The sequence below is a fragment of the Corallococcus sp. CA053C genome (assembly GCF_003611675.1).
Classification (GTDB): Bacteria; Myxococcota; Myxococcia; order Myxococcales; family Myxococcaceae; genus Corallococcus.
In genome coordinates this window covers 1-20,661 of record NZ_RAWA01000143.1, presented here as the reverse complement: position 1 = coordinate 20,661, position 20,661 = coordinate 1, and the positions used below count along the sequence as shown (strand labels likewise).

21 protein-coding genes are annotated in these 20,661 nt (G+C 70.0%); 18 read left to right on the top strand and 3 right to left on the bottom strand.

Features of this window, described 5'->3' with window-relative positions; translation table 11 throughout:
• The 4 genes from D7V97_RS20010 to D7V97_RS19995 all read left to right on the top strand — a co-directional run.
• The coding region (locus D7V97_RS20010) for a plectin 1 isoform 8 (RefSeq protein WP_120612248.1) at window positions 1-1,872 on the top strand (1,872 nt) is incomplete at its 5' end.
• Window positions 1,873-1,885: 13 nt separating this feature from the next.
• A complete protein-coding gene (gene hemW / locus D7V97_RS20005; protein ID WP_120612247.1) occupies window positions 1,886-3,091 on the top strand; it encodes a radical SAM family heme chaperone HemW in 1,206 nt (401 codons plus the stop codon).
• 25 nt (window positions 3,092-3,116) lie between these two features.
• On the top strand, window positions 3,117-3,947 hold the full coding sequence (locus D7V97_RS20000) for a hypothetical protein (protein ID WP_233582996.1): 831 nt from the start codon (window positions 3,117-3,119) through the stop codon (window positions 3,945-3,947).
• Between the two features lie 58 nt (window positions 3,948-4,005).
• The gene (locus D7V97_RS19995; RefSeq protein ID WP_120612246.1) at window positions 4,006-5,550 is read left to right on the top strand and encodes a DUF4388 domain-containing protein; all 1,545 of its coding nucleotides are present in this window, start codon (window positions 4,006-4,008) and stop codon (window positions 5,548-5,550) included.
• A gap of 49 nt (window positions 5,551-5,599) precedes the next feature.
• Here D7V97_RS19995 and D7V97_RS19990 read toward each other — a convergent pair whose 3' ends face one another.
• Window positions 5,600-6,262, bottom strand: coding sequence for a hypothetical protein (locus D7V97_RS19990; RefSeq protein WP_147444885.1), 663 nt, complete (start codon window positions 6,260-6,262; stop codon window positions 5,600-5,602).
• Between the two features lie 244 nt (window positions 6,263-6,506).
• Between D7V97_RS19990 and D7V97_RS19985 the strand changes: the two genes are divergently transcribed.
• Genes D7V97_RS19985 through D7V97_RS19960 form a run of 6 tightly spaced genes read left to right on the top strand, consistent with a single transcriptional unit; the run spans window position 6,507 to window position 11,231 of the window.
• Window positions 6,507-7,274 (top strand): TadE/TadG family type IV pilus assembly protein, encoded by a 768-nt coding sequence (locus D7V97_RS19985; RefSeq protein ID WP_120612244.1) that lies wholly within the window; start codon window positions 6,507-6,509, stop codon window positions 7,272-7,274.
• Window positions 7,271-8,809: a hypothetical protein gene (locus D7V97_RS19980; protein ID WP_368668936.1), complete on the top strand. Its 1,539-nt coding sequence runs from the start codon at window positions 7,271-7,273 to the stop codon at window positions 8,807-8,809. Before D7V97_RS19985 ends, D7V97_RS19980 begins: the two co-directional genes overlap by 4 nt.
• Window positions 8,806-9,900: a hypothetical protein gene (locus D7V97_RS19975; RefSeq protein WP_147444884.1), complete on the top strand. Its 1,095-nt coding sequence runs from the start codon at window positions 8,806-8,808 to the stop codon at window positions 9,898-9,900. Before D7V97_RS19980 ends, D7V97_RS19975 begins: the two co-directional genes overlap by 4 nt.
• A complete protein-coding gene (locus D7V97_RS19970; protein ID WP_120612241.1) occupies window positions 9,894-10,751 on the top strand; it encodes a hypothetical protein in 858 nt (285 codons plus the stop codon). Before D7V97_RS19975 ends, D7V97_RS19970 begins: the two co-directional genes overlap by 7 nt.
• A 23-nt stretch (window positions 10,752-10,774) precedes the next feature.
• On the top strand, window positions 10,775-11,062 hold the full coding sequence (locus D7V97_RS19965; protein WP_147444883.1) for a hypothetical protein: 288 nt from the start codon (window positions 10,775-10,777) through the stop codon (window positions 11,060-11,062).
• The gene (locus D7V97_RS19960; RefSeq protein ID WP_120612239.1) at window positions 11,049-11,231 is read left to right on the top strand and encodes a hypothetical protein; all 183 of its coding nucleotides are present in this window, start codon (window positions 11,049-11,051) and stop codon (window positions 11,229-11,231) included. Before D7V97_RS19965 ends, D7V97_RS19960 begins: the two co-directional genes overlap by 14 nt.
• A 44-nt stretch (window positions 11,232-11,275) precedes the next feature.
• Here D7V97_RS19960 and D7V97_RS19955 read toward each other — a convergent pair whose 3' ends face one another.
• On the bottom strand, window positions 11,276-12,475 hold the full coding sequence (locus D7V97_RS19955) for an ABC transporter substrate-binding protein (RefSeq protein WP_120612238.1): 1,200 nt from the start codon (window positions 12,473-12,475) through the stop codon (window positions 11,276-11,278).
• Window positions 12,476-12,708: 233 nt separating this feature from the next.
• Here D7V97_RS19955 and D7V97_RS19950 point away from each other — a divergent pair, with 233 nt between their 5' ends.
• The 8 genes from D7V97_RS19950 to D7V97_RS19915 are packed head-to-tail and all read left to right on the top strand — an operon-like array spanning window position 12,709 to window position 19,935.
• Window positions 12,709-13,197 carry an SUF system Fe-S cluster assembly regulator gene (locus tag D7V97_RS19950; protein ID WP_120612237.1) on the top strand — a complete coding sequence of 163 codons (489 nt, stop codon included), beginning with the start codon at window positions 12,709-12,711 and terminating at the stop codon, window positions 13,195-13,197.
• Window positions 13,194-14,633 (top strand): Fe-S cluster assembly protein SufB, encoded by a 1,440-nt coding sequence (gene sufB / locus D7V97_RS19945; protein ID WP_120612236.1) that lies wholly within the window; start codon window positions 13,194-13,196, stop codon window positions 14,631-14,633. Before D7V97_RS19950 ends, sufB begins: the two co-directional genes overlap by 4 nt.
• Window positions 14,633-15,418, top strand: a complete 786-nt coding sequence (sufC, locus tag D7V97_RS19940; RefSeq protein WP_120612235.1) for a Fe-S cluster assembly ATPase SufC — start codon at window positions 14,633-14,635, stop codon at window positions 15,416-15,418. The genes sufB and sufC overlap by 1 nt, the downstream gene beginning before the upstream one ends.
• Complete coding sequence (gene sufD / locus D7V97_RS19935) at window positions 15,415-16,743, top strand: Fe-S cluster assembly protein SufD (protein ID WP_120612234.1); 1,329 nt, start codon at window positions 15,415-15,417, stop codon at window positions 16,741-16,743. Before sufC ends, sufD begins: the two co-directional genes overlap by 4 nt.
• A complete protein-coding gene (locus D7V97_RS19930; RefSeq protein WP_120612233.1) occupies window positions 16,740-17,969 on the top strand; it encodes a cysteine desulfurase in 1,230 nt (409 codons plus the stop codon). Before sufD ends, D7V97_RS19930 begins: the two co-directional genes overlap by 4 nt.
• Window positions 17,966-18,418: a Fe-S cluster assembly sulfur transfer protein SufU gene (sufU, locus tag D7V97_RS19925; RefSeq protein ID WP_120612232.1), complete on the top strand. Its 453-nt coding sequence runs from the start codon at window positions 17,966-17,968 to the stop codon at window positions 18,416-18,418. Before D7V97_RS19930 ends, sufU begins: the two co-directional genes overlap by 4 nt.
• Before the next feature lie 11 nt (window positions 18,419-18,429).
• Complete coding sequence (gene sufT, locus D7V97_RS19920; RefSeq protein WP_120612231.1) at window positions 18,430-18,987, top strand: putative Fe-S cluster assembly protein SufT; 558 nt, start codon at window positions 18,430-18,432, stop codon at window positions 18,985-18,987.
• A gap of 33 nt (window positions 18,988-19,020) precedes the next feature.
• Window positions 19,021-19,935: a hypothetical protein gene (locus tag D7V97_RS19915; protein WP_120612230.1), complete on the top strand. Its 915-nt coding sequence runs from the start codon at window positions 19,021-19,023 to the stop codon at window positions 19,933-19,935.
• Here D7V97_RS19915 and D7V97_RS19910 read toward each other — a convergent pair.
• On the bottom strand, window positions 19,932-20,591 hold the full coding sequence (locus D7V97_RS19910; protein WP_120612229.1) for a type 1 glutamine amidotransferase domain-containing protein: 660 nt from the start codon (window positions 20,589-20,591) through the stop codon (window positions 19,932-19,934). The two genes, D7V97_RS19915 and D7V97_RS19910, sit on opposite strands and share 4 nt — an antisense overlap.
• Window positions 20,592-20,661: the final 70 nt, after the last annotated feature.

Genomic DNA, 20,661 nt, shown 5'->3' with positions numbered 1-20,661 from the left:
CAGCGCGCGCAGCTGGCGCAGGCGAAGCTCGCCGCGCTGGAGGCGGAGCTGGCCTCGTCGGAAGCGGACCGCCGCGACCTCTCGCGTGCATTGGCGGAGGTGGAGTCGGAGGTCCCCCGGCTGACGGAGGAGCTCCAGGTGGAGCGCGAGTCGCGCGGGTCCATGGCCGAGGAGCTGGTCGGCGCCAAGGAGGCGCTGGGGCTCGCGCAGGACCGGGTGGCGGAGCTGGCCGCGGGCAAGTCCGAGGCGCAGGGCGCGCTGGAGGCCGTCCAGGAGCAGTACCAGGCGGTGCTCGGGGACGTGGAGCGGCTGACCGCCGAGGTCCAGGCGCTCACCACGGAGCGCGACACGTTGTCGCTGCGCACCAGCCAACTGGAGACGGCGCTCGCGGAGGCGCAGGGCGCGCTGGGCACGCTGGAGAGCGAGAGCGACTGGTCGCGCAGCTCGCTGGAGGAGGCGCACACCCGCGCGAAGCAACTGGAGGACGAGCGGGACGCCGCGCGCCGGCAGCTCGCGGTGGTGGAGGACGGGCTCCGTTCGCTCCAGACGCAGGTGACGGAGCTGGAGCGGTCGCTCGCGCTGAAGGACGCGGACGCGGTGGGCCTGCGCGCCGCGCTCACCGCGCGCACGGGGGAAGCCGCGGAGCTGCCCTCGCTCCGGAGTGCCCTGGAAGGTCGCGCCGCGGAGGCCAGCCAGGCCCAGGCGCGCGTCCGTGCGCTGGAGGCGGAGCTGGCCCAGGCGCGGGAAGGCTCGCGCGAGGAGGTCGAGGCGGCGGAGGTCCGGGCGCGCATGGCCGAGTCGGAGCTGGCCTCGCTGCGCGAAGTGCTGGAGGCGGCCGAGGCCGAGCAGATGTCGCTGCGCGACCGGATGGAATCGGACGCGGCGGCGCTCGGCGAAGCGGTGCACGAGGCCGAGGCGAAGGTGGCGGAGCTGACGGCCCAGGTGACGGCCGCGCACGCCGAGCGCGAGACCCACGCGCAGCAGCTCGCCCTGGTGGAGCGCAAGGTGGCCACCACGCAGGCGGAGCGCATCGGCTTCTCCGCGCGCGTGTCCATGCTGGAGACGGCCGCGGGCCAGCGCGAGGCGGAGCTTCAGCGCCTGCAGGCCCTGGTCGCCAAGGCGCAGGAAGAGCTGTCGCTGGAGCGCGCCCGGCGCGAAGCGGTGGAAGCCGAAGCCGCGGACGCCCGGGTGCAGGCCGCCGAAGCCGAGGCCCGCGTGGACGCGCTGGCGGCGGGGCAGGGCGGACAGCGTGACGAGCTGGCGTCCCTCACCGAGCAACTGGAGGCGGCCCGCGCGGAAGCGGACAAGGTGGACCGGCTCCACCAGCGCGTGAAGATGGTGGAGGGCGCGCTGGAAGCCTCCGAGTCCAAGCGCCGCGTCGCCGAAACGCAGGCCGCCCGGGTGAAGGACCTGGACGCCGCGAAGGCCGCGCTGGAGGCGAAGCTGTCTCAAGCGACCGTCGCATTGCAGGCGGAGCAGGCCGCGAAGGCCGCGGTGGAAGCAAAGCTCAACCAGTCCAGCGCCACGCTCCAGGCGGAGCAGGCCGCGAAGGCCGCGTTGGACGCGAAGCTCACCCAGTCCGGCAGCGCCTCGCAGGGGGACAAGGCCGCGCTGGAGGCGAAGCTCGCGCAGGTCACCGCCGCGCTCCAGGCGGAGCAGGCGGCCCGGCAGGTGCTCGAAGCCCAGCTCGAGGACGGCCCCGCGACGGGCGCGGGCGCACCCGCCGAATGGGCTCAGGAGCGCGACCAGCTCAAGGCGGACCTGGCCTCCATGAAGCGCAAGCTGATGGCGGCCGAGTCGGCGCTCGAATCGGCCGCCAGCACCAAGGCGAAGGTGGCGAGGCTGGAAGCGCAATTGAAGGCCCTGAAGTAGAGGTTCCCTCTCCATGTCCTTCGCCGCGCCCACGGATCCGCTGACGGGCATGCAGGCGGCCCGCTTCGGGCTCTACCTGCACTTCCCGTACTGCCTGGCCAAGTGCCCCTACTGCGACTTCGCGGTGGCCGTGGCGCGCCAGGTGCCGGAGGAGCGGTATGCGAACGCGGTGCTGTCGGAGCTGGACGCGCGGCTGTCCCTGCACCCGGAGCTCCGCACGAAGCCGCTGGAGTCCCTCTTCCTGGGCGGAGGCACGCCGTCCCTCTGGCACCCGCGCTACGTGGCGCGCGTACTGGAGGGCATCGCCGCGCGCATGTCGTTGGCCCCGGGCCTGGAGGTGTCGCTGGAGGGCAACCCGGAGCGCTCGGACGCGGAGCGCTTCGCCGGCTACCGCGCCGCGGGCATCAACCGGCTGTCGCTGGGCGTGCAGTCCTTCCAGCCGGAGACGCTGAAGGCCCTGGGCCGCGCGCACGACGCGGCCATGGTGGAGGGCGCGGTGGCGGCGGCGCGTCAGGCGGACTTCCCGGTGGTGGCGCTGGACTTCATCTACGGCGTGCACGGCCAGACGCGCGCGCAGGTGGAGGCGGACGCGCACCGCGCGGTGGCGCTGCAACCGGAGCACCTGTCCACCTACGCGCTGACGGTGGAGCGCGAGGTGCTGGCGGAGGACACCCCCCTGTCCAAGCAACTGGCGCGCGGGGAGCTCACGCTGCCGGAGGACGACGACGTGGTGGCCATGGCCCGCACGGTGCGCGACGTGTACGGCGCCCACGGCCTTGCACGCTACGAGGTCTCCAACCACGCGCGCCCCGGCTTCAGCTCCCGGCACAACGCGCTGTACTGGACCGGCGGCGAGTACCTGGCGCTGGGCGTGGGCGCCACGGGCATGCTGCTGACACCCGAAGCCCACCGCTACGTGAACCTCCGAAGCCCGGAGGCGTACCTGCGCGCGGTGGAGGAGGGCCGGGTGCCGGAGGCGAGCCGCGAGGCCCTGGGTCCGGAGGAACTCTTCGCCGAGCGACTGAGCATGGGCCTGCGCCTGGTGTCGGGGGTGGACTGGGAGGCCGTGTGTGAGCGATACGGCCAGCCCGTGGAGCCCCGGCGCGCGGAGGTGGAGCGACTCGTGGCCCACGGCTTCGCCACGCGGGACGGGCGCAGGCTGGCCCTGACGGAGCGTGGCGCGGACGTGCACAGCGCCATCTGTGCGCGGCTGCTCTAGTGGATGAGGAAGGACGTCGACCGTGCTGACCAAGTGGATGCTGTGGATGGGCCTCACGATGCTGACGGGCAGCCCGCTCCTGTCCCTGGTCCTGCTGGCCGGGGTGCTGTTCGCGGCGGACCGCTTCACGCTCCAGGTGCTGCCCAGCCCCGTGCGCGCCCTCAAGCGGTGGCAGCGCGCAGGAGACCTGGCCGGCACCATCCTCACCAACACCCACGACCGCCGCGCCCGCGCGGAGCTGGCCGACATCCGCCTGGGCCAGAAGCGCTACCAGGAAGCGGTGGACCTGCTGCGCCCCAACCTGGACGCGGGCGACGACGACGTGGACACCCTCTACCTGCTGGGCGTGGCCTACCTGGGCGCGGGTGAAGCGCCCAAGGGCGAGCTGCTGCTCGACGAGGCCGCGCGCCTGGATGCCGACTACCGGCAGGGCGCCATCGACCTGGAGCGAGGCCGCTTCCGCCTCCTGCACGGCGACCTCAAGGGCGCGCGCGAGGCCCTGGAGCGCTTCCTCCAGGTGCGTCAGGGCTCGGTGGAGGGGCGCGTGCTCCTCTCCCGCGTGCTGGCGAAGGAAGGCCTCGCGGCGGAGGCGAAGGCGATGCGGGACGCCGCCTGGCGCGAGTACACCGTGGCGCCCCGCTTCCAGCGCCGCCGCGACCGCTGGTGGGCGTACCGGGCGCGCCCGTCCCGTCCGCTGACGTACGCCGCCGTGGCCCTGGTGATGATGGGCGTGGGGGCCTACGCGACCCGCTACCTGCCCACGCAGGCGCTGCCCGGGGGCTACCAGCGCTACCAGGATGGGTCCTACGATGAGCCCTACGCCACGGATGACCTGGGCGGGGACGACGCGGAATAGCCCGCGCGGCGCCCGCTCTTGAGGCCTCTCACGCGCCGTCACGAGGTCCACCCCGCGCATGTTCCCCCCACCGTCCCAGGTGCTGCGCCAGCGGGAGGGAACGCTGGCGGACACGCCCTTCCCGCTGCTCCTGCACGCGCTGATGGTGGAGGAGCGCACCTGCACGCTGGAGCTCAAGGTGCGCCAGCGCGAGAAGCGCATCACCTTCGAGGACGGTGCGCCGGTGGCGTGCCACTCCAACCTCCTGCACGAGACGCTGGGCAAGTACCTGGTGGAGAAGGGCCGCCTCACGGAAGGCGACTACCAGAAGGCCCTGGGGGAGAGCGTGTCCTCCGGCCTGCAGATGGGCGCGCTGCTCGTGCAGAAGGCGCTGATCAGCCCCTTCGACCTCTACAAGCAATTGCAGGCGAACCTGGCGCACAAGCTGTTGGATTGCTTCCGCTGGACGGAGGCGCGCTATCGCCTCATCTCGGACGTGGAGCCCCCGGACGCCACCGTGCGCGCCAACAGCGCGCAGCTCATCCTCACCGGCGTCTCCACCGTGCTGCCCTTCGACGCCGTCACCACGCACTTCACCTTCACCGACGACCGCCGCTTCGGGCAGATGCCCGGCGTGGAGTCCGCGCCCAAGCTGTCCTCCAAGGACGCGCGCCTCTTCCAGGCCCTGCGCCAGCGCCCCACCTTCAACGAGCTGCTGGAGCGCACCGGCTTCGACATGGAGTCCGTGCTGCGCCGGCTCTACGCGCTGTGCCTCCTGGGCGTGGCGGGCTTCGTGGAGGACGTGGACCAGAGGGCGGAGGAGGTCGCGGCGAAGGCCCCGCCCGTCGTCCCCGAACATGCGGCCCCCGAACCCGCCGTTGTGGCCGCCCCTACCGCCCCTTCCGGCACGCCCTTCGCGGACGACGACGAGGCGGCGCGCAACGCATTGCTGGGCGCGTTCCTCTCCCACCGGAGCCAGGATCCGTTCACGCTCCTGGACGTGCCGGAGGACGTGCAGCCGGTGGCGCTCAAGAAGGCGTTCCTCGCCGCCGCGGACCGGTTCGCCCCGCTTCGCTTCCACACGGCGGAGCTGAAGGAGAAGGCGGAAGGGCTGCTCGCCGCCTATGCCCGGGCCTTCGGCGCGCTGTCGGAGCCGGAGCAGAACACGCTGTGGAAGAAGCGCCGGCAGGCCCAGCGGGAGAAGGCCCGGGGCACCGGCCGGCCCACCGCGGCCGAACAGTTCCGCATCCGCACCGACCTCTTGGACGCGACCGCCCAGTTCGACGAAGCGAAGCGGCGCCTGGAGGCGCGCAACTTCGCGGGCGCCTTCGAATACTTCGAATACGCCTGCGACATCGACCCGCGGCCGCTCTACCAGGCCCACCGCGCCTGGGCGCGCTACCTGATGAAGCCGGAGGCCCACGGCCGGCTCGTGCTCCAGGAGCTCCAGGAGCTGGTGCGCCAGGAGCCCGCCCTGGAAGAGGGCTGGGCCTTCCTGGGCGACGTGGCCCGGGGCGAGGGCCAGTGGGCGCTCGCGGAGGACGCGCTGCGCAAGGCCTTCAAGCTGAACCCCCAGCAGCGCCGCTACGTGCAGCTCATCCAGGACATCGCCCGGCGGCGGTGAGCCGCCGGCCGGACGCCGGACGCCGGACGCCGGACGTGTCCGGACGGGACTACAGCGCCTTGAGGGCCGCGCGGTCGGAGGCGGACAGCCCCTCGCCGCTCGTCAGGTGGGACACCGCCACTTGGATGGGCGCGACGTCCGGGCGCTCCAGCGTCTTGCCCTCGAGCAGCGAGTACATCTCCTTGAAGGCCGGGTACTCGATGACGGGGCCCAGCGCGTAGGCCTGCCCGATGCCGCTCGTGGAGCGGGGCTGGTTGGCGCAGTAGGTGAACATCGGCACGAAGAAGCGCCCACCGGCCGGCACTTCAATGGTGACCCGCTGCGCGAGCAGGCCATTCTGGATGTCCCCGTCCTTCGACACGAAAATAAGGCCCGGGGGCAGCGTCAGGGTGATGGGGCCGCCCGTGGTGTTGTTGAAGATGAGGCACAGGGTCACGTCCTCGCCGCTGCCCTTGCCCTCGTTCCGGAACTTGTTGTCGCAATCCACCGGGTCTTCCGGGGAGTAGCTCTTGATGGGGGTCTCCAGCGTCAGCCCCGCAGGCAGGGTGAAGGGCGCGCCTTCGGGCTGCGCCGTGGAGCTCCCCAGCCCGGGGCCGGCGGACGCCTCCTTGCCACCGCCCCCGCCGCCGTCCGGCTTCTCGGTGTCCCCGCCGTTGTCCTCGCAGGCCGCCAGCAAGGCCACTGCCAGCACCACGCCCATTCGCTTCGCCATGTGCCAGTTCATCGAATCGCCTCCAGCGCACCTTGCGCGATGCCCCGTGCCAACCACGCGGACCCTACAGCGTCAAGCACCCCGGGAACCCGCCTGGCCGATAATGTCAGCAGGCCGGGGGGGCAGGCGCGCCTTCCCGGGCCACTTGGCCGATTCCCGTGGGACGGCCTCCTGGCGGTAAGGTAGCGGCACAATGGGTCGGGAAGACTCCCACCCTGGGGTTATTTCAGTACAGGGGCGAAGCATGCGTCGCAGCGACGAATCAGGCCAGGTGGCGGTGGAGACGGCCATCGTGTTGCCCCTGTTCGTATTCCTGCTGCTGGGCATCCTCCAGTTGGGGCTGATGCACCAGGCGCGGTTGCTCACGAAGTACGCGGCCTACAAGGCCGTGCGCGCCGGCTCCATCCACAACGCGGACATCCCCACCATGGAGCGGGCCGCCCTGGCGGTGCTGCTGCCCATGGTGAGCCAGGCCGCCAACGGTGGCGCGGAGACCATCAAGCCCATCACCAGCGCGGGTGACTTCAAGACCAAGTGGGAGTCCGGCGACATCAGCAAGAACCAGATGGCGGACGCCTCCGGCCTGAAGTTCGCGGAGGTGACCATCTGCGGTCCCCTGAAGGGGAACATGGGGTCCGACTCCCACGACAACAAGGAGATGGACTTCGACAACCCGAAGGTCGCCGGCGCCGAAGGCTGGGCGGACAGCCTGCGCACCAAGCTGAGCGTGCAGGTGACGTTCAACTACCGGCTGCCTATCCCGTTCGCGGACATGGTCATCTACAACATCGCGCGCGGCCGGAACCTGCCGTACGTGCTGCGGCTGGGCAATGACGGGGCCCGCGACGAGTTCATGTACAAGAAGATGGCCCCGTACGACGCCGCCGCGGACAACAAGCTCTACATCATGCCCATCCGCGCCACGTACATCATGCGGATGCACTCCAACATCTACCTCACGCAGAAGGCGCTTCCGGAGAACAACGAATGCATCTTCACGTTCGAACCGTGAGGTCCGCCCCGGCGTGGCGGCGACGTGCACGGGGCCAGTCCCTGGTGCTCGCGTGCCTGTCGTTCCTCCTGCTGGCGCTGATGACGACGCTGAGCTTCAACCTCAGCCACGCGCTGCGCGAGAAGATGAGCCTGCAGCAGCACAGCGACGCGCTCGCCTACTCCATGGGCGTCGTGGAGGCCCGCGCGCTCAACTATTATTCGGTCAGCAACCGCGCCATCGCCTCCGCCTACGTCGGCATGACGTCCGCGCATGGGTACATGGCCGCCGCCAGCGCCACCGGCGAGATGATGCGCGCGGGACAGATGAGCTTCTTCATCATCGCGGGCCTGGAGGTCGCCCAGTGCCCGCCCTACAACTTCCAGCACTGCATGGACGCGATCGAGGCCTTGATGATCGCCATGGACTACAGCGACAAGGCCAGTGAGTACGACGACAAGGTCCAGGGGGTGGAGTCCTCCTTCAACAAGGTCATCCATGATCTCAACCGCATGGCGGATCAGATCCACGACTCGCAGAAGTCGGCCCACCGCGCGGCCCGCAACGCGCTGCGCGACGGCCAGTCCTCGAGCCTGTCCGACCTGACCGAGTACAGCGCCAAGGGCGCCAGCGACCTCGACTCGTCGGTGGGCAGCATGAACTCGACCGAGTTCGACTGCGCGGTGGACGGGATGAACTGCTCGCGCGCCAGCAGCAGCAACGAGGCCCGCGCCCGGGTGATGACGGAGATCTCCAACGCGTCCCGTCCCGGCTGGGCGGCCAACCGCAGCCTCCCGGTCATCATGAACGGCCTGCCCACCTACTACAAAAGCGACTTCATCCAGGACCTGCTCAAGGACATCCCCAGCGAGGGCACCCACATGATCCTGGGCCACAAGGGCACGGCGAAGATCGCCCAGACCAAGAGCAACATCCACGGTCCCGGGCAGGTGGGCGGCAACGAGGGCAAGGTCGTCGTCGCCGACGAGCACGGCTACATCATGAACCAGTGGCGCCACGGCTTCGGTGCCTGGAACTATGAGGCCCTGGTCGAAAGCAGCGAGAACGGCGGCAGCCACACCCCCAGCGGGGCCCACAGCGGGGACCACGACGAGTTCAAGGGCATCAACACCAAGGACCTGATGAGCTGCTCGAGCAGCGGCAACTGCTTCATGAAGTTCCGCGCCACCGATGAGCCGAGCCGGGACTGGGGCCAGCCGCACGTCTACAGCTACGTCACCAAGCAGTTCTTCGTGGGCGACGCGTCCCGCGCGCCGTGGGAGCTCAACGACACCGGCTCTTTCGCGCTCACGCACGGCGCCCAGGGCAAGGGACAGCTGCGGCTCGCGCCGGGTGAGGGGGCGGCGCTGTCCAAGGCGCTCGTCTACTACCACCGCCTGGGCCCCAACGGCTGGAAGGAGGCCCCGGGCCTCTTCAACCCCTACTGGCGCGTGAAGCTGCACCCCTTCACGGCCCAGGAGGCGTCAGAGGTGTTGGAGAATGCCGGCAACTCGGACGCGGCCGACCTCGCGGGCGCCAAGGACCTGACGCTATGAGCCCCTTGACGCCGCGCCCGGTGACGCCGTCCCGCCGCGCCCTCCGGGGGGCCGCCTCCGTGGAGATGGCGCTGTCGATGGTCGCCCTCATCCCCATCTTCATGTACGCGCTCTTCCTGGACGACCTGCTGCGCTATTCGCTGGACGCGCAGGAAGCGGCGGTCACCACCGTGTGGGACTTCACCACGCAGGACTATACGAAGGCCCTCAAGCAGTCCGGTGGCGGTGGTGCGGGCCCGCAGGGTGGCCTCTCCTCCGTCCAGCACAACGCCCGGTTGACGTACTGCGACCATGAGTCCGGCATCGACCGCCCGGATGTCATGTCCGGCAGCAACTACGCGGACTGCGAGGACACGGACCACCACCTGGCGGTCGTCGCCCACGTCTGCTGGATGAACAGCAACGCCAAGCAGGTGACGTGTGAAGCGCCGGACAAGGGCGCGGGCGCCCTGGGCGGCCTGGCGGACCAGTACGGGGACGAGTTCACCAACGGCGGCCTCATCAAGTGCTCGGCCCGCGCGGTGGTGGAGAACTACCTGCTGCCGGAGGAGTTCCTCCCGGAGTTCAGCGACGGCGTGAAGCTGACGAAGAAGAACTGGAAGCAGGAAGGCGTGGAGAACGTCCACGACAACGCGCAGCAGGGCGTGGGCGGCGCGGACGGCAACGCCTACTTCCTCGCCGAGCAGCGGATGGCCATCCTCACCGACACCTGGGCCCTGACGGAGGATGCGGACATCGCCCCGGACGGCAGCGGTGAGATGTACGACCGCGTGAACAACACGTACACGAACGTCACCTCCTACTACCAGATGATGGGCAGCTATCAGGACTTCCGGCAGGACATCACCCAGGACCTGCTGGACGACATGATGCTGTACGCGTTCGAGGACGCGCCCACGAAGCCGTACCTGTCCATCCACCCGCATCTGGCCAACATGCAGACGCCGGCCAACACCGTGGACCAGGAGGGGGACACCCGCTACTTCAACCAGGAGTGGCGCGACTGGGACGACGACAAGAACCGCGGCACCTACGAGCACTCGGAGCGCGGTGAGTGGTACATGGGGTGCAAGGACGCGGAGTCGTGCTGAAGCAGTGGGCCACGCACCCCGCCTTCCGCACCGCGGCGGTGCTGGTGTCGGTGGCCGTGGTGGGCACGCTCCTCGGGATGGGCTGGGAGGAAGTCCGCTACGGCGGCGCCCGCTCGGAGCTGGAGCGGGCCGAAGCGGCCGTGGACGCCGTGGAGCAGGAGGCGCGCGGGCTGGAGCGCTCGAAGCACGACGAGGCGGTGCTGGCGCGCACGCTGTCGTACTTCCCGCCCTATCCCAACGGGGGCCGTCCGGAGGCGCTGGCCGCGGACTACCTGGGCCCGGACACGCCCATCGCCGTGGCGTGGTTCGCGACGAAGGACTCGTCGGATCAGGTGCTGCAGCACTACCGCAAGTTCCTCCTGGACGAGGGGCTGCCCGTCGTGGGGGTGCGCTTCAACGACAACGCCGGCTACGTGGGCTACTGGGTTCCCAAGAACGACGAGGTCCGGCTGATGTCCACGCTGCACCAGGGCGGTGAGACGATGGTCTTCGTCTCCTCCGCGCGCATGGCCCGCTACCTGGAGCGCGCGGGGCGCGTGCCGGACGGCGTCCCGGTGCCCCAGGGCCTGCAGGATGTGGCATCCCTGTCGCTGCGGATGGAGGGTGCCACCAACGTCACCGTGACGGGCCGGATGCCCGACACGACGCTCCCCGACGCCGAGCAGGGCTACCGGGAGCTCTTGCGCACCCAGGGCTGGAACGTGTCCGAGGGCAACCCGGCGGGCTTCCAGACGACCGAAATCACCCTGACGCGCACGGGGCTGCGCGGACAGGCCACCTTGCGGCAACCTGCCGCGCAGCGCGAGGTGGAGTTCCACCTGTCGCTGATGCGGGCCCAGGGCGCGCCATGAACGGGCGCGAAAAGGAGCGGACGATGATGCGGTTCACCAGGGGCGCGCTGGCACTGGGCATGGGCGCGCTGTTGTGGGCGACGCCGGGCATGGGCGCCTCCAAGTGCGAGCGCCGGTGCGCGGAGGACAAGGCCAAGATGGAGAAGGTGTGCAAGGACACCGCGAAGAACGCGGTGGCCATGTGCATCCAGATCGCCGGCCAGGCGCGCGACAAGTGCATGAAGAAGTGCGCGGACCCGGCCGCCTACAAGCGCGAGCGCAACAAGGCGAAGGGCGGCGACGCGGCGGGGGCTCCGGATGCGGCCCACTAGCCTCCAGCGCCGTCTGCGGCGCGGCCAGGCCATGGCGGAGTACGGCGTCATCACGGCGGCGTTCTTCGGCTTCACCCTGCTGAGCTGGCCGTTCCTCATCCAGCTGCTGCGCGCCCTCAACACCTACTTCCAGTCCATCTACTACATCATCCAGTCGCCCATCCCCTGAGGGCGCCCCTCCCTCGCGGGAAGGGGCCTCCAGGAGCCTGCGCGCTACGGCTTCACGGTGGTGACGAACACCGCCTTGCCGTCCTGCACCTTCATCACCACGGCCTGCTTCACCGCGTCGCGGTTGGCGTCCAGGTTGATGGTGCCCGCGACGCCCGGGAAGTCCTTCGTCGCCGCGATGGCGTCACGGATGGCGGGCCCGCTGGTGTCCGGCGCGCGCTTCATCGCGTCCACCAGCAGCCGCCCGGCGTCGTACGCCAGCACCGCCACGCTGTCGGGCACCGCGCCGTAGGCGGCCTTGTACTTCTTGAGGAAGCCCTGCACGACGGGGTCCGGGTTGTCCGGCGAGTAGTGATTGGAGAAGTAGCTGCCATCCAGCGCGGAGCCGCCCAGCTCGAAGAGCTTGTCGGAGTCCCACCCGTCACCGCCAAGGAGCGGCACGCGCAGGCCCACCTCGCGCGCCTGCCGCGCGATGATGCCCACGTCGGTGTAGTAGCCGGGCACGAACACCGCCTCCGGCTTGCGGTTCTTCAGCGCGGTGAGCTGCGCGCGGAAGTCGGTGTCGCCCTTGGAGTAGCTCTCCTGGGCCAGCACCTCGCCGCCGAACTCCTTGAACTTCTGCTCGAACACCTCCGCCAGCCCCACGGAGAACGCGCTCTTGTTGTCGACGAGCATCGCCACCTTGGACAGCTTCAGGTTCTCCCGCGCGAACTTCGCCATCACCAGGCCCTGGAACGGGTCGATGAAGCAGACGCGGAAGATGTAGTCGCCTTTCTTCGTCACCTCGGGGCTGGTGGACGTGGGGGTGATCATGGGCACGTGCGCGGCCTGCGCCTTGTCCGCCATGGCCATGGACACGGACGACGCGGCCTCGCCCAACAGCGCCACCACCTTGTCCTGCGCGATGAGCCGGGTGGCGGCCTGGGCGCCTTCCTCGGGGCGGCCCTGGCTGTCGTAGACGCGCACCACCAGCTTCTGGCCGCGCACACCGCCCGCGGCGTTGGCCTCCTGGAGCGCCATGTCGATGCCGTTGCGCGCGGAGATGCCGAAGGTGGCCTCGGAGCCGGTGAGGCTGCCCACCTCGCCGATGAGGATGCTGCCTTCGGGCGGAGGACCCGGCGGGGCGGCCGTGGCCGTGCCCCCCTGGGACGCGGGCGCGGCGGCGGGCGCGGGGGCGGACTTCTTCTCACAGCCCACCAGGGCGAGGGCCAGCGCGGTGAGCAGCAGGGGCAGGGGACGGCGCATCGGTGGGGCTCTCCTGTCGTGAGGCTTGAAGCGGAAGCGGACGGTCGCACCCTAGCTTGAGCGGCTCGGTGCGGCGAACCCACGCGGGCCGTGGGTGTGCGGTCCCCACCCTGGATGCCCTCCCGGCAGGGGACAGGGTAGGACCTTGATTTGAATGTGGACTGAATAGGTCCACATTACGTAAGAGGCCGTCGGGCATCGGGCCCGCGAAGCCACAGGAGACACCCCCACTCATGCTCCGGATGAGCAAGATGACCGACTACGGCATCGTGCTGATGGCCGAGCTGGCGCGCGCGGACGGGGAAACCCGCACCACGCGAGAGCTGGCGGCCCGCACACGAGTCTCGCTTCCGTCCGCGAGCAAGGTCCTCAAGGGCCTGTTGCAGGCGGGGCTGGTGGTGTCCCACCGCGGCGCGAGCGGAGGCTACGGCCTGGCGCGCCCCGCGGAGGCCATCTCGCTGGCGGAGCTGGTGACGGCGCTGGAGGGCCCGGTGGCCCTCACGGAGTGCGGCCAGCACACGTCGCCCGCGGTGCCCTGTGAGCTGGAGGCCGTCTGCCAGGTGCGGGGCCACTGGCGACTCATCAACCAGGCCATCCAGGAGGCGCTGGGGCGGCTGACGCTCGCGGACCTGCGCGCGCCCGCGCCGCGGATGCCGGAGCGCCTGGTGGGCCTGGGGCTCTCCGGCGCCCTTCCTTCTTCCGTGACGGGAGTCCGGTCATGAGCAGCACCGAAACAATCCAGGAGCTGACCCGCAAGGGGTACCAGGCGGGCTTCGTCACGGACGTGGAGTCGGACACGCTGCCGCCCGGCCTGGACGAGGACGTCATCCGCGTGCTGTCGCGCAAGAAGGCGGAGCCCGCGTTCATGCTGGACTGGCGCCTGAAGGCGTACCGGCACTGGCTCACGCTGAAGGAGCCCACCTGGCAGGCGGTGAAGTACCACCCCATCGACTACCAGGCGATCCGCTACTACTCGGCGCCCAAGCAGAAGCCGAAGAAGGACAGCCTGTCGCAGGTGGATCCGGAGATCCTGCGCACCTACGAGAAGCTGGGCATCCCGCTGGAGGAGCAGAAGCGGCTGCAGAACGTGGCGGTGGACGCGGTGTTCGACTCCGTGTCGGTGGCCACCACGTTCCGGGAGAAGCTCTACAAGGCGGGCGTCATCTTCTGCTCGTTCTCCGAAGCGGTGCGCGAGCACCCGGAACTCATCGAACGCTATCTGGGCACGGTGGTGCCGTTCTCCGACAACTTCTTCGCGGCGCTCAACTCGGCGGTCTTCAGCGACGGCTCCTTCTGTTACGTGCCCAAGGGCGTGAAGTGCCCCATGGAGCTGTCCACGTACTTCCGCATCAACGCGGCGGACACGGGCCAGTTCGAACGCACGCTGCTCGTCGCGGACGAGGGCGCCTCCGTGAGCTACCTGGAGGGCTGCACCGCGCCCATGCGCGACACCAACCAGCTGCACGCCGCGGTGGTGGAGCTGGTGGCGCTGGACGGCGCGTCCATCAAGTACAGCACGGTGCAGAACTGGTACCCGGGCGACGCGGAAGGGCGGGGCGGCATCTACAACTTCGTCACCAAGCGCGGCATCGCGCACCGGGGCTCCAAGATTTCGTGGACCCAGGTGGAGACGGGTTCGGCCATCACCTGGAAGTACCCCAGCGTCATCCTCAAGGGCGACGACTCGGTGGGCGAGTTCTATTCGGTGGCGCTCACCAACCACCGGCAGCAGGCGGACACGGGCACGAAGATGATCCACATCGGGAAGAACACCCGGTCCACCATCGTGTCCAAGGGCATCTCCGCCGGGCGTGGCCAGAACACGTACCGGGGGCAGGTGAAGATGCTCAAGAGCGCGGCGAACGCGCGCAACTACACGCAATGCGACTCGCTGCTGCTCGGTGACAAGTGCGGCGCCCACACGCTGCCGTACATCGAGGTGAAGAACCCGACGGCGCAGGTGGAGCACGAGGCGTCCACGTCGAAGATTGGCGAGGACCAGCTCTTCTACTGCCGGCAGCGGGGCATCTCCCAGGAGGACGCGGTGTCGATGATCGTCAATGGCTTCTGCCGGCAGGTCTTCAAGGAGCTGCCCATGGAGTTCGCGGTGGAAGCGCAGAAGCTGTTGGGTGTGAGCCTCGAAGGGAGCGTGGGTTGATGTCGCTGCTCAGCATTCAGGACCTGCACGCGCGCGTGGGTGACAAGGAGATCCTCAAGGGCATCAACCTGGAGGTCGCCCCCGGCGAGGTGCACGCCATCATGGGGCCCAACGGCTCCGGCAAGAGCACGCTCGCGGGCGTGCTGGCGGGGCGTGAGACGTACGTGGTGACGCAGGGGCGCGTGCGCTTCGACGGCAAGGACCTGCTGGCGTCGAACGCGGAGGATCGCGCGAAGGCGGGCGTGTTCCTGGCGTTCCAGTACCCGGTGGAGATTCCCGGCGTGGGCAACCTGCACTTCCTGCGCACGGCACTCAACGCGCAGCGCCGCGCGAAGGGCGAGGAGGAGCTGGACGCGATGGACTTCATGCAGCTCGCCAAGGACAAGGCGAAGCTGGTGGAGCTGGACAGCGCGTTCATGGGCCGCTCGGTGAACGAGGGCTTCTCCGGCGGAGAGAAGAAGCGCAACGAGGTGTTCCAGATGGCGGTGCTCCAGCCGAAGCTGGCGCTGCTGGATGAGACGGACTCGGGCCTGGACATCGATGCGCTGCGCATCGTCGCGGGCGGCGTGAACGCGCTGCGCGCGCCGGACCGGGCCATGATTGTGATCACGCACTACCAGCGGCTGCTGGACTACATCGTACCGGACCATGTGCACGTGATGGCGGCGGGCCGCATCGTGCGCTCGGGCGGGCGCGAGCTGGCGCTGGAGCTGGAGGAGAAGGGCTACGCCTGGCTGGGCGGGGAGGGCGTCGGGGCCGGCAAGGCGAAGGAGGCGCGGCGATGACGCCGGGCCTCGCGCAGTACCTGGACATGGCCCGTGCCTTCCAGGCGCGTGGGAGCGCGTCCGCGCCGGCGTGGCTCCGGACGCTGCGCGCGGAGGGCCTGCGCCACTTCGAGGCGGCGGGGCTGCCCACGTCGAGGGACGAGGAGTGGAAGTACACGCCGCTCGCCTCGCTGTCGGCGCACCCGTTCCAGCCCGCGCGGGACGTGTACGCGGGCGAGGACGTAGCCGCGGCGGTGGCGCGTCTGTCATTGCCCGGCCCAAGGCTTGTCTTCGTGGATGGGCGCTTCGTGCCGGCGCTGTCGGTGCTCTCCGGCCTGCCGCGCGGGGTGGTGCTCAAGCCGCTGTCGCAGGCGCTGCGCGAGGACGGCGAGTTGCTGGAGCGGACGCTGGGCCAGCGCACGCGGCTGGGGGCGCATGCCTTCACGTCGCTCAACGCGGCCCTGCTGGAGGAGGGCGCGCTGCTCACGCTCGCGCCCCGGGCGCTGAGCGAGGTGCCGGTGCAGCTGCTCTTCATCGCGCGAGGTGGCGGCGTGCCCATGCTGGCGAGCCCGCGCGTGGTGGTGGTGGCGGGCGAGGGCAGCGAGGCCACGCTGGTGGAGACGTACGCGGGGCTGGGGACGGAGGCGACCTTCACCAACGCGGTGACGGAGGTGTCGCTGGGCGACAACGCCAGCCTGCACCACTACAAGCTGCAGACGGAGGGCGACGCCGCGCTGCACCTGGGCGGGTTGTACTCGCGGCAGGGGCGCGACAGTCGCTTCCAGTCGCACGCCTTCTCGTTCGGCGGGGCGGTGGCGCGCAACGAGGTGCACGCCGCGTTCGCGGGCGAGGGTGGCGAGTGCGTGCTCAACGGCCTGTTCGTGGGCCGGGGCACTCAGCACCTGGACAACCGCACGGACCTGGACCACGCGGTGCCCCGCTGCTCCAGCCGCGAGCTCTACAAGGGCGTGCTGGATGACCGCGCGCGCGGCACCTTCCACGGGCGGATCCGCGTGCGCGAGGACGCGCAGAAGACGGACGCGAGCCAGACGAACCGCAACCTCCTGCTGTCGGAGGGCGCGCAGGTGGACGCCCGGCCGCAGCTGGAGATTTTGGCGGATGACGTGAAGTGCGCGCACGGCACGGCGGTGGGCCGGCTGGACGACAACGCGCTGTTCTACCTGCGCTCGCGCGGCATCCCCCGGCCGGAAGCGGAGCGGATGCTGACGCAGGCGTTCGCGAGCGAGCTGGTGCTCGCGGTGCCGCAGGGGCCGGTGCGCGCGCGGGTGGAGGAGCTGCTGTCGGCGAAGCTGCCGGGTGGGACCCGGCTGGAGGTGACGGGATGAACGGGCCTGGATTCGACCTCGCGCGCGTGCGCGGGGACTTCCCCATCCTGAGGCAGGAGGTGCGGGGCCGGCCGCTGGTGTACCTGGACAGCGCGGCCACCGGGCAGAAGCCACAGGCGGTGCTGGACGCGCTGACGCACTACTACACCCACGACAACGCCAACGTGCACCGGGGCGTGCACATCCTCTCCGAGCGCTCCACGCAGGCCTTCGAGGACGCGCGCGAGACGGTGCGCCGCTTCCTCAACGCGAAGGACGCGCGGGAGATCATCTTCGTGCGAGGCACCACGGAGGCCATCAACCTGGTGGCCGCCACCTACGGCCGCAAGCACGTGGGCCCGGGGGACGAGGTGCTCATCTCCGCCATGGAGCACCACTCCAACATCGTGCCCTGGCAGATGGTGTGCGACGCGGCGGGCGCGAAGCTGCGCGTCATTCCGGTGGATGAGCAGGGCGCACTGCAAATGGACGCGGTGGACGCGCTGCTCACCGAGCGCACGCGCCTGCTGGCCATCACCCACGTGTCCAACGCGCTGGGCTCCGTGAACCCCATCAAGGAGCTGGTGGCGAAGGCTCACGCGAAGAACATCCCGGTCCTGGTGGACGGGGCGCAGTCGGTGACGCACTTCCCGGTGGACGTGCAGGACCTGGGCTGTGACTTCTACGCCTTCAGCGGGCACAAGCTCTTCGCGCCCACGGGCATCGGCGTGCTGTACGGGAAGCTGGCCATGCTGGAGTCGCTGCCGCCGTACCAGGGCGGCGGGGACATGATCCTCTCCGTGACGATGGAGAAGACCGTCTACAACCGCGTGCCGCACCGCTTCGAGGCGGGCACGCCGGACATGGCGGGCGCGGTGGGGCTGGCCGCGGCCATCCGCTACCTGGAGGGCGTGGGGCTTGCCGCCATCTCCCAGCATGATCAGTGGCTGCTCGCCTACGCGACGCAGGCGTTGGAGGCGGTGCCGGGGCTGAAGCTGGTGGGCACGGCGCCGAAGAAGACGGGCGTGCTGTCGTTCACGTTCGGGGACATCCACCCGCACGACGTGGGGACCATCCTGGACCAGGAGGGCATCTGCATCCGCACCGGGCACCACTGCGCCCAGCCGCTGATGAAGCGCTTCGGGGTGGCGGCCACCGCGCGGGCATCGCTGGCGCTCTACAACACGCCGGAAGACGTGGACGCGCTGGTGAAGGGGCTGCACAAGGTGAGGGAGGTGTTCGCGTGAGCTCGGACCTGAAGGACCTCTACCAGGAGGTGGTGCTGGAGCACTCCAAGCGCCCGCGCAACTTCCGGGTGGTGGAGGGCGCGACGTGCACGGCGGAGGGCTACAACCCGCTGTGCGGCGACCAGCTCTCCGTGACGCTGCGGATGGACGGCGACGTCATCCGCGACATCGGCTTCCAGGGCCAGGGGTGCGCCATCTCCAAGGCGTCCGCGTCGCTGATGACGGGTGCGGTGAAGGACAAGACGCGCGCGGAGGCGGAGGCGATTTTCGAGCGCGTGCACACGCTGGTGACGGAAGGGCCGGAGAAGGTGGATCCGGACACGCTGGGCAAGCTCGCGGTGCTGTCGGGCGTGAGCGAGTTCCCGGCGCGGGTGAAGTGCGCGAGCCTGGCGTGGCACACGCTGCACGCGGCGCTGGATGGCCGCTCCACGTCGGTTTCGACGGAGTAGGGGAGGGAACGATGCGAGGCGCGATGACGGTCATCGAGCGCGACGTGGACGCGATGCTCATCCCCAGTGGGGACAGGATCTCGCTGCCGGCGGGCTCGGAGTTGACGGTGGTGCAGACGCTGGGCGGCAACGTCACGGTGCAGGACCCGTACGGCCAGCTCTTCCGCATCGACGAGAAGAACGCGTCGGTGCTGGGCGAGGACTACGCGGCGAAGGCGAAGTCGCCGGACGCGGCTGCGGAGGGCACGCCCGGCGAGTTCCACGAGGAGCAGGTCTGGGAGCAGCTCCGCACGGTGTACGACCCGGAGATCCCGGTGAACATCGTGGAGCTGGGCCTGGTGTACACGTGCAAGGCCACGCCGCTGGATGAGGGCGGTCAGCGCGTGGACATCGAGATGACGCTGACGGCGCCCGGGTGCGGCATGGGCCAGGTGCTGGTGGAGGACGTGCGCCAGAAGGTGTCCTCCGTGCCCGGCGTGAAGGAAACCCACGTCGAGCTCGTGTGGGAGCCGCAGTGGGACCAGGGCCGCATGTCGGAAGTGGCGAAGCTCCAACTGGGCTGGATGTGAAGTCGTCGGGCGGGTGCTCTAGGGTACCCGCCCATGATGACCATCCTGGGGGGCCTCCTGTGGGTGCTCGCGGCCACGCCCGCCGCGAAGCCGCAGGCGGAGATTGACGCGGCGTTGAAGGCCGTGAAGACCGGTGACGAGAAGGCGCGCAAGGACGCCTACGCCACGCTGTGGAAGCTGGGCGTGCGGATCCCATCGCCCACCTTGAAGGACGCTCCGGACGGGGATTCGGCCGAGGACCGGTTCATCGCCTTGAAGGGCACCGGCGTGCTCGCGTGCAAGCATCCCCTCTGGGCCCGGTTCTCCAGGGCCTACATGGACAGCAACCGCAACGAGCGGACCACCGAGGACTCCGTGGCCTTTGCCTGGAAGCGCAAGGCGCTCAAGGAGGGCTCCGGGGAGTCCATCGAGCTGGGGACGTCCGGACAGCCGGGCTCGAACCACTGCGACCTGGACAGCATGGGGACGCCCGAAGCCCTCGGCTTGCGCCGGCATCCCGCCATCCAGCAATCGCTCCAGCAGTGCTGCGGGACGGATGCGAACTGCGTGGCGGATGACACGTTGTCGAGCCTGTGTGGCGAGTCGGTCGTGAGCGCGGCGAAGGCGGCCTACGACAGGCACCATGCCCAAGCTGAAGCAACGCTGACTGAACGGCTCCGCGAGTGCTATTTGCCCAAGGGCTCAGGGTACGTCTGCGAGTACACGGACAGCCCCGCGTGCACGCGCCACCGCGAGTGCCTGGAGACGGTGGCGCAGGACTCCCTGAAGCGGGGCTCCAAAGCGTTCGATGCGGAGTTCGCGCTGTGGTTCGAGGCGGTCTCCGATGCGTGCGGGGTGAAGCACAGCAATGAGCGCGCGTGCACGCTCATCGTCGTGGATCCGTGTCGGGGGCGCGTAGGCTACCGCTGCTCGGATGAGAGCATCCGGGAACTCCAGGTGACCTACTAGGCCAGGGCCTTGCGGCCGCGTGCGACCAGCCCCAGCGTGGCCACGGCGGCAAGGCCCCCCGCGATGAGCCGGGGCCAGCGCGGCACGGCCACTTCCCGTTGGACGATGGCGGGCGTCATGCGCTCCGCGTAGAGCTCCACCAGCGCGTGCTCGAAGGCGAGCAGGTCGTGGGGCCCGCGGCTGGACACCCAGTTGCCGTCGCGCACCACGGGCTCGTCCGTCCAGTGCGCGCCCGCGTTCTCCAGGTCGTTGCGGATGCCGGGCCAGGACGTGAGGTGCCGGCCTTCCAGCAGCCCCGCGGACGCGAGCAGCCACGGCCCGTGGCAGATGACCGCGATGGGCAGGTCCAACAGGTCCGCGTCGCGCACGAAGTCCAACGCCAGCGCGCTCTGCCGCAGGAAGTCCGGGTTCATGAAGCCGCCGGGCAGGAGCAGCGCGTCGAAGTCCGCGGCCTTCACCTCGCGCAGCGTGGCGTCCACGCGGACCTTCTTGCCGGGCACCAGCAGGTTCATGCCCCGGATGCGGCCCTTGTGGAGGGAGATGATGGTGACGTGCGCGCCCTCCTTCTCCAGGCGCTTCACCGGCCGCGTCAGCTCCACCTGCTCGAAGCCATCCGCTGCCAGCACGGCCACCCGCATCCCCTTCAGCTTCTTCATTGCTGCGTCCTCCCCGGATCCGTGGGTTTCCGACAACCCCGTCGTGCAGGGTGGGCATGCCCTGGGGGGC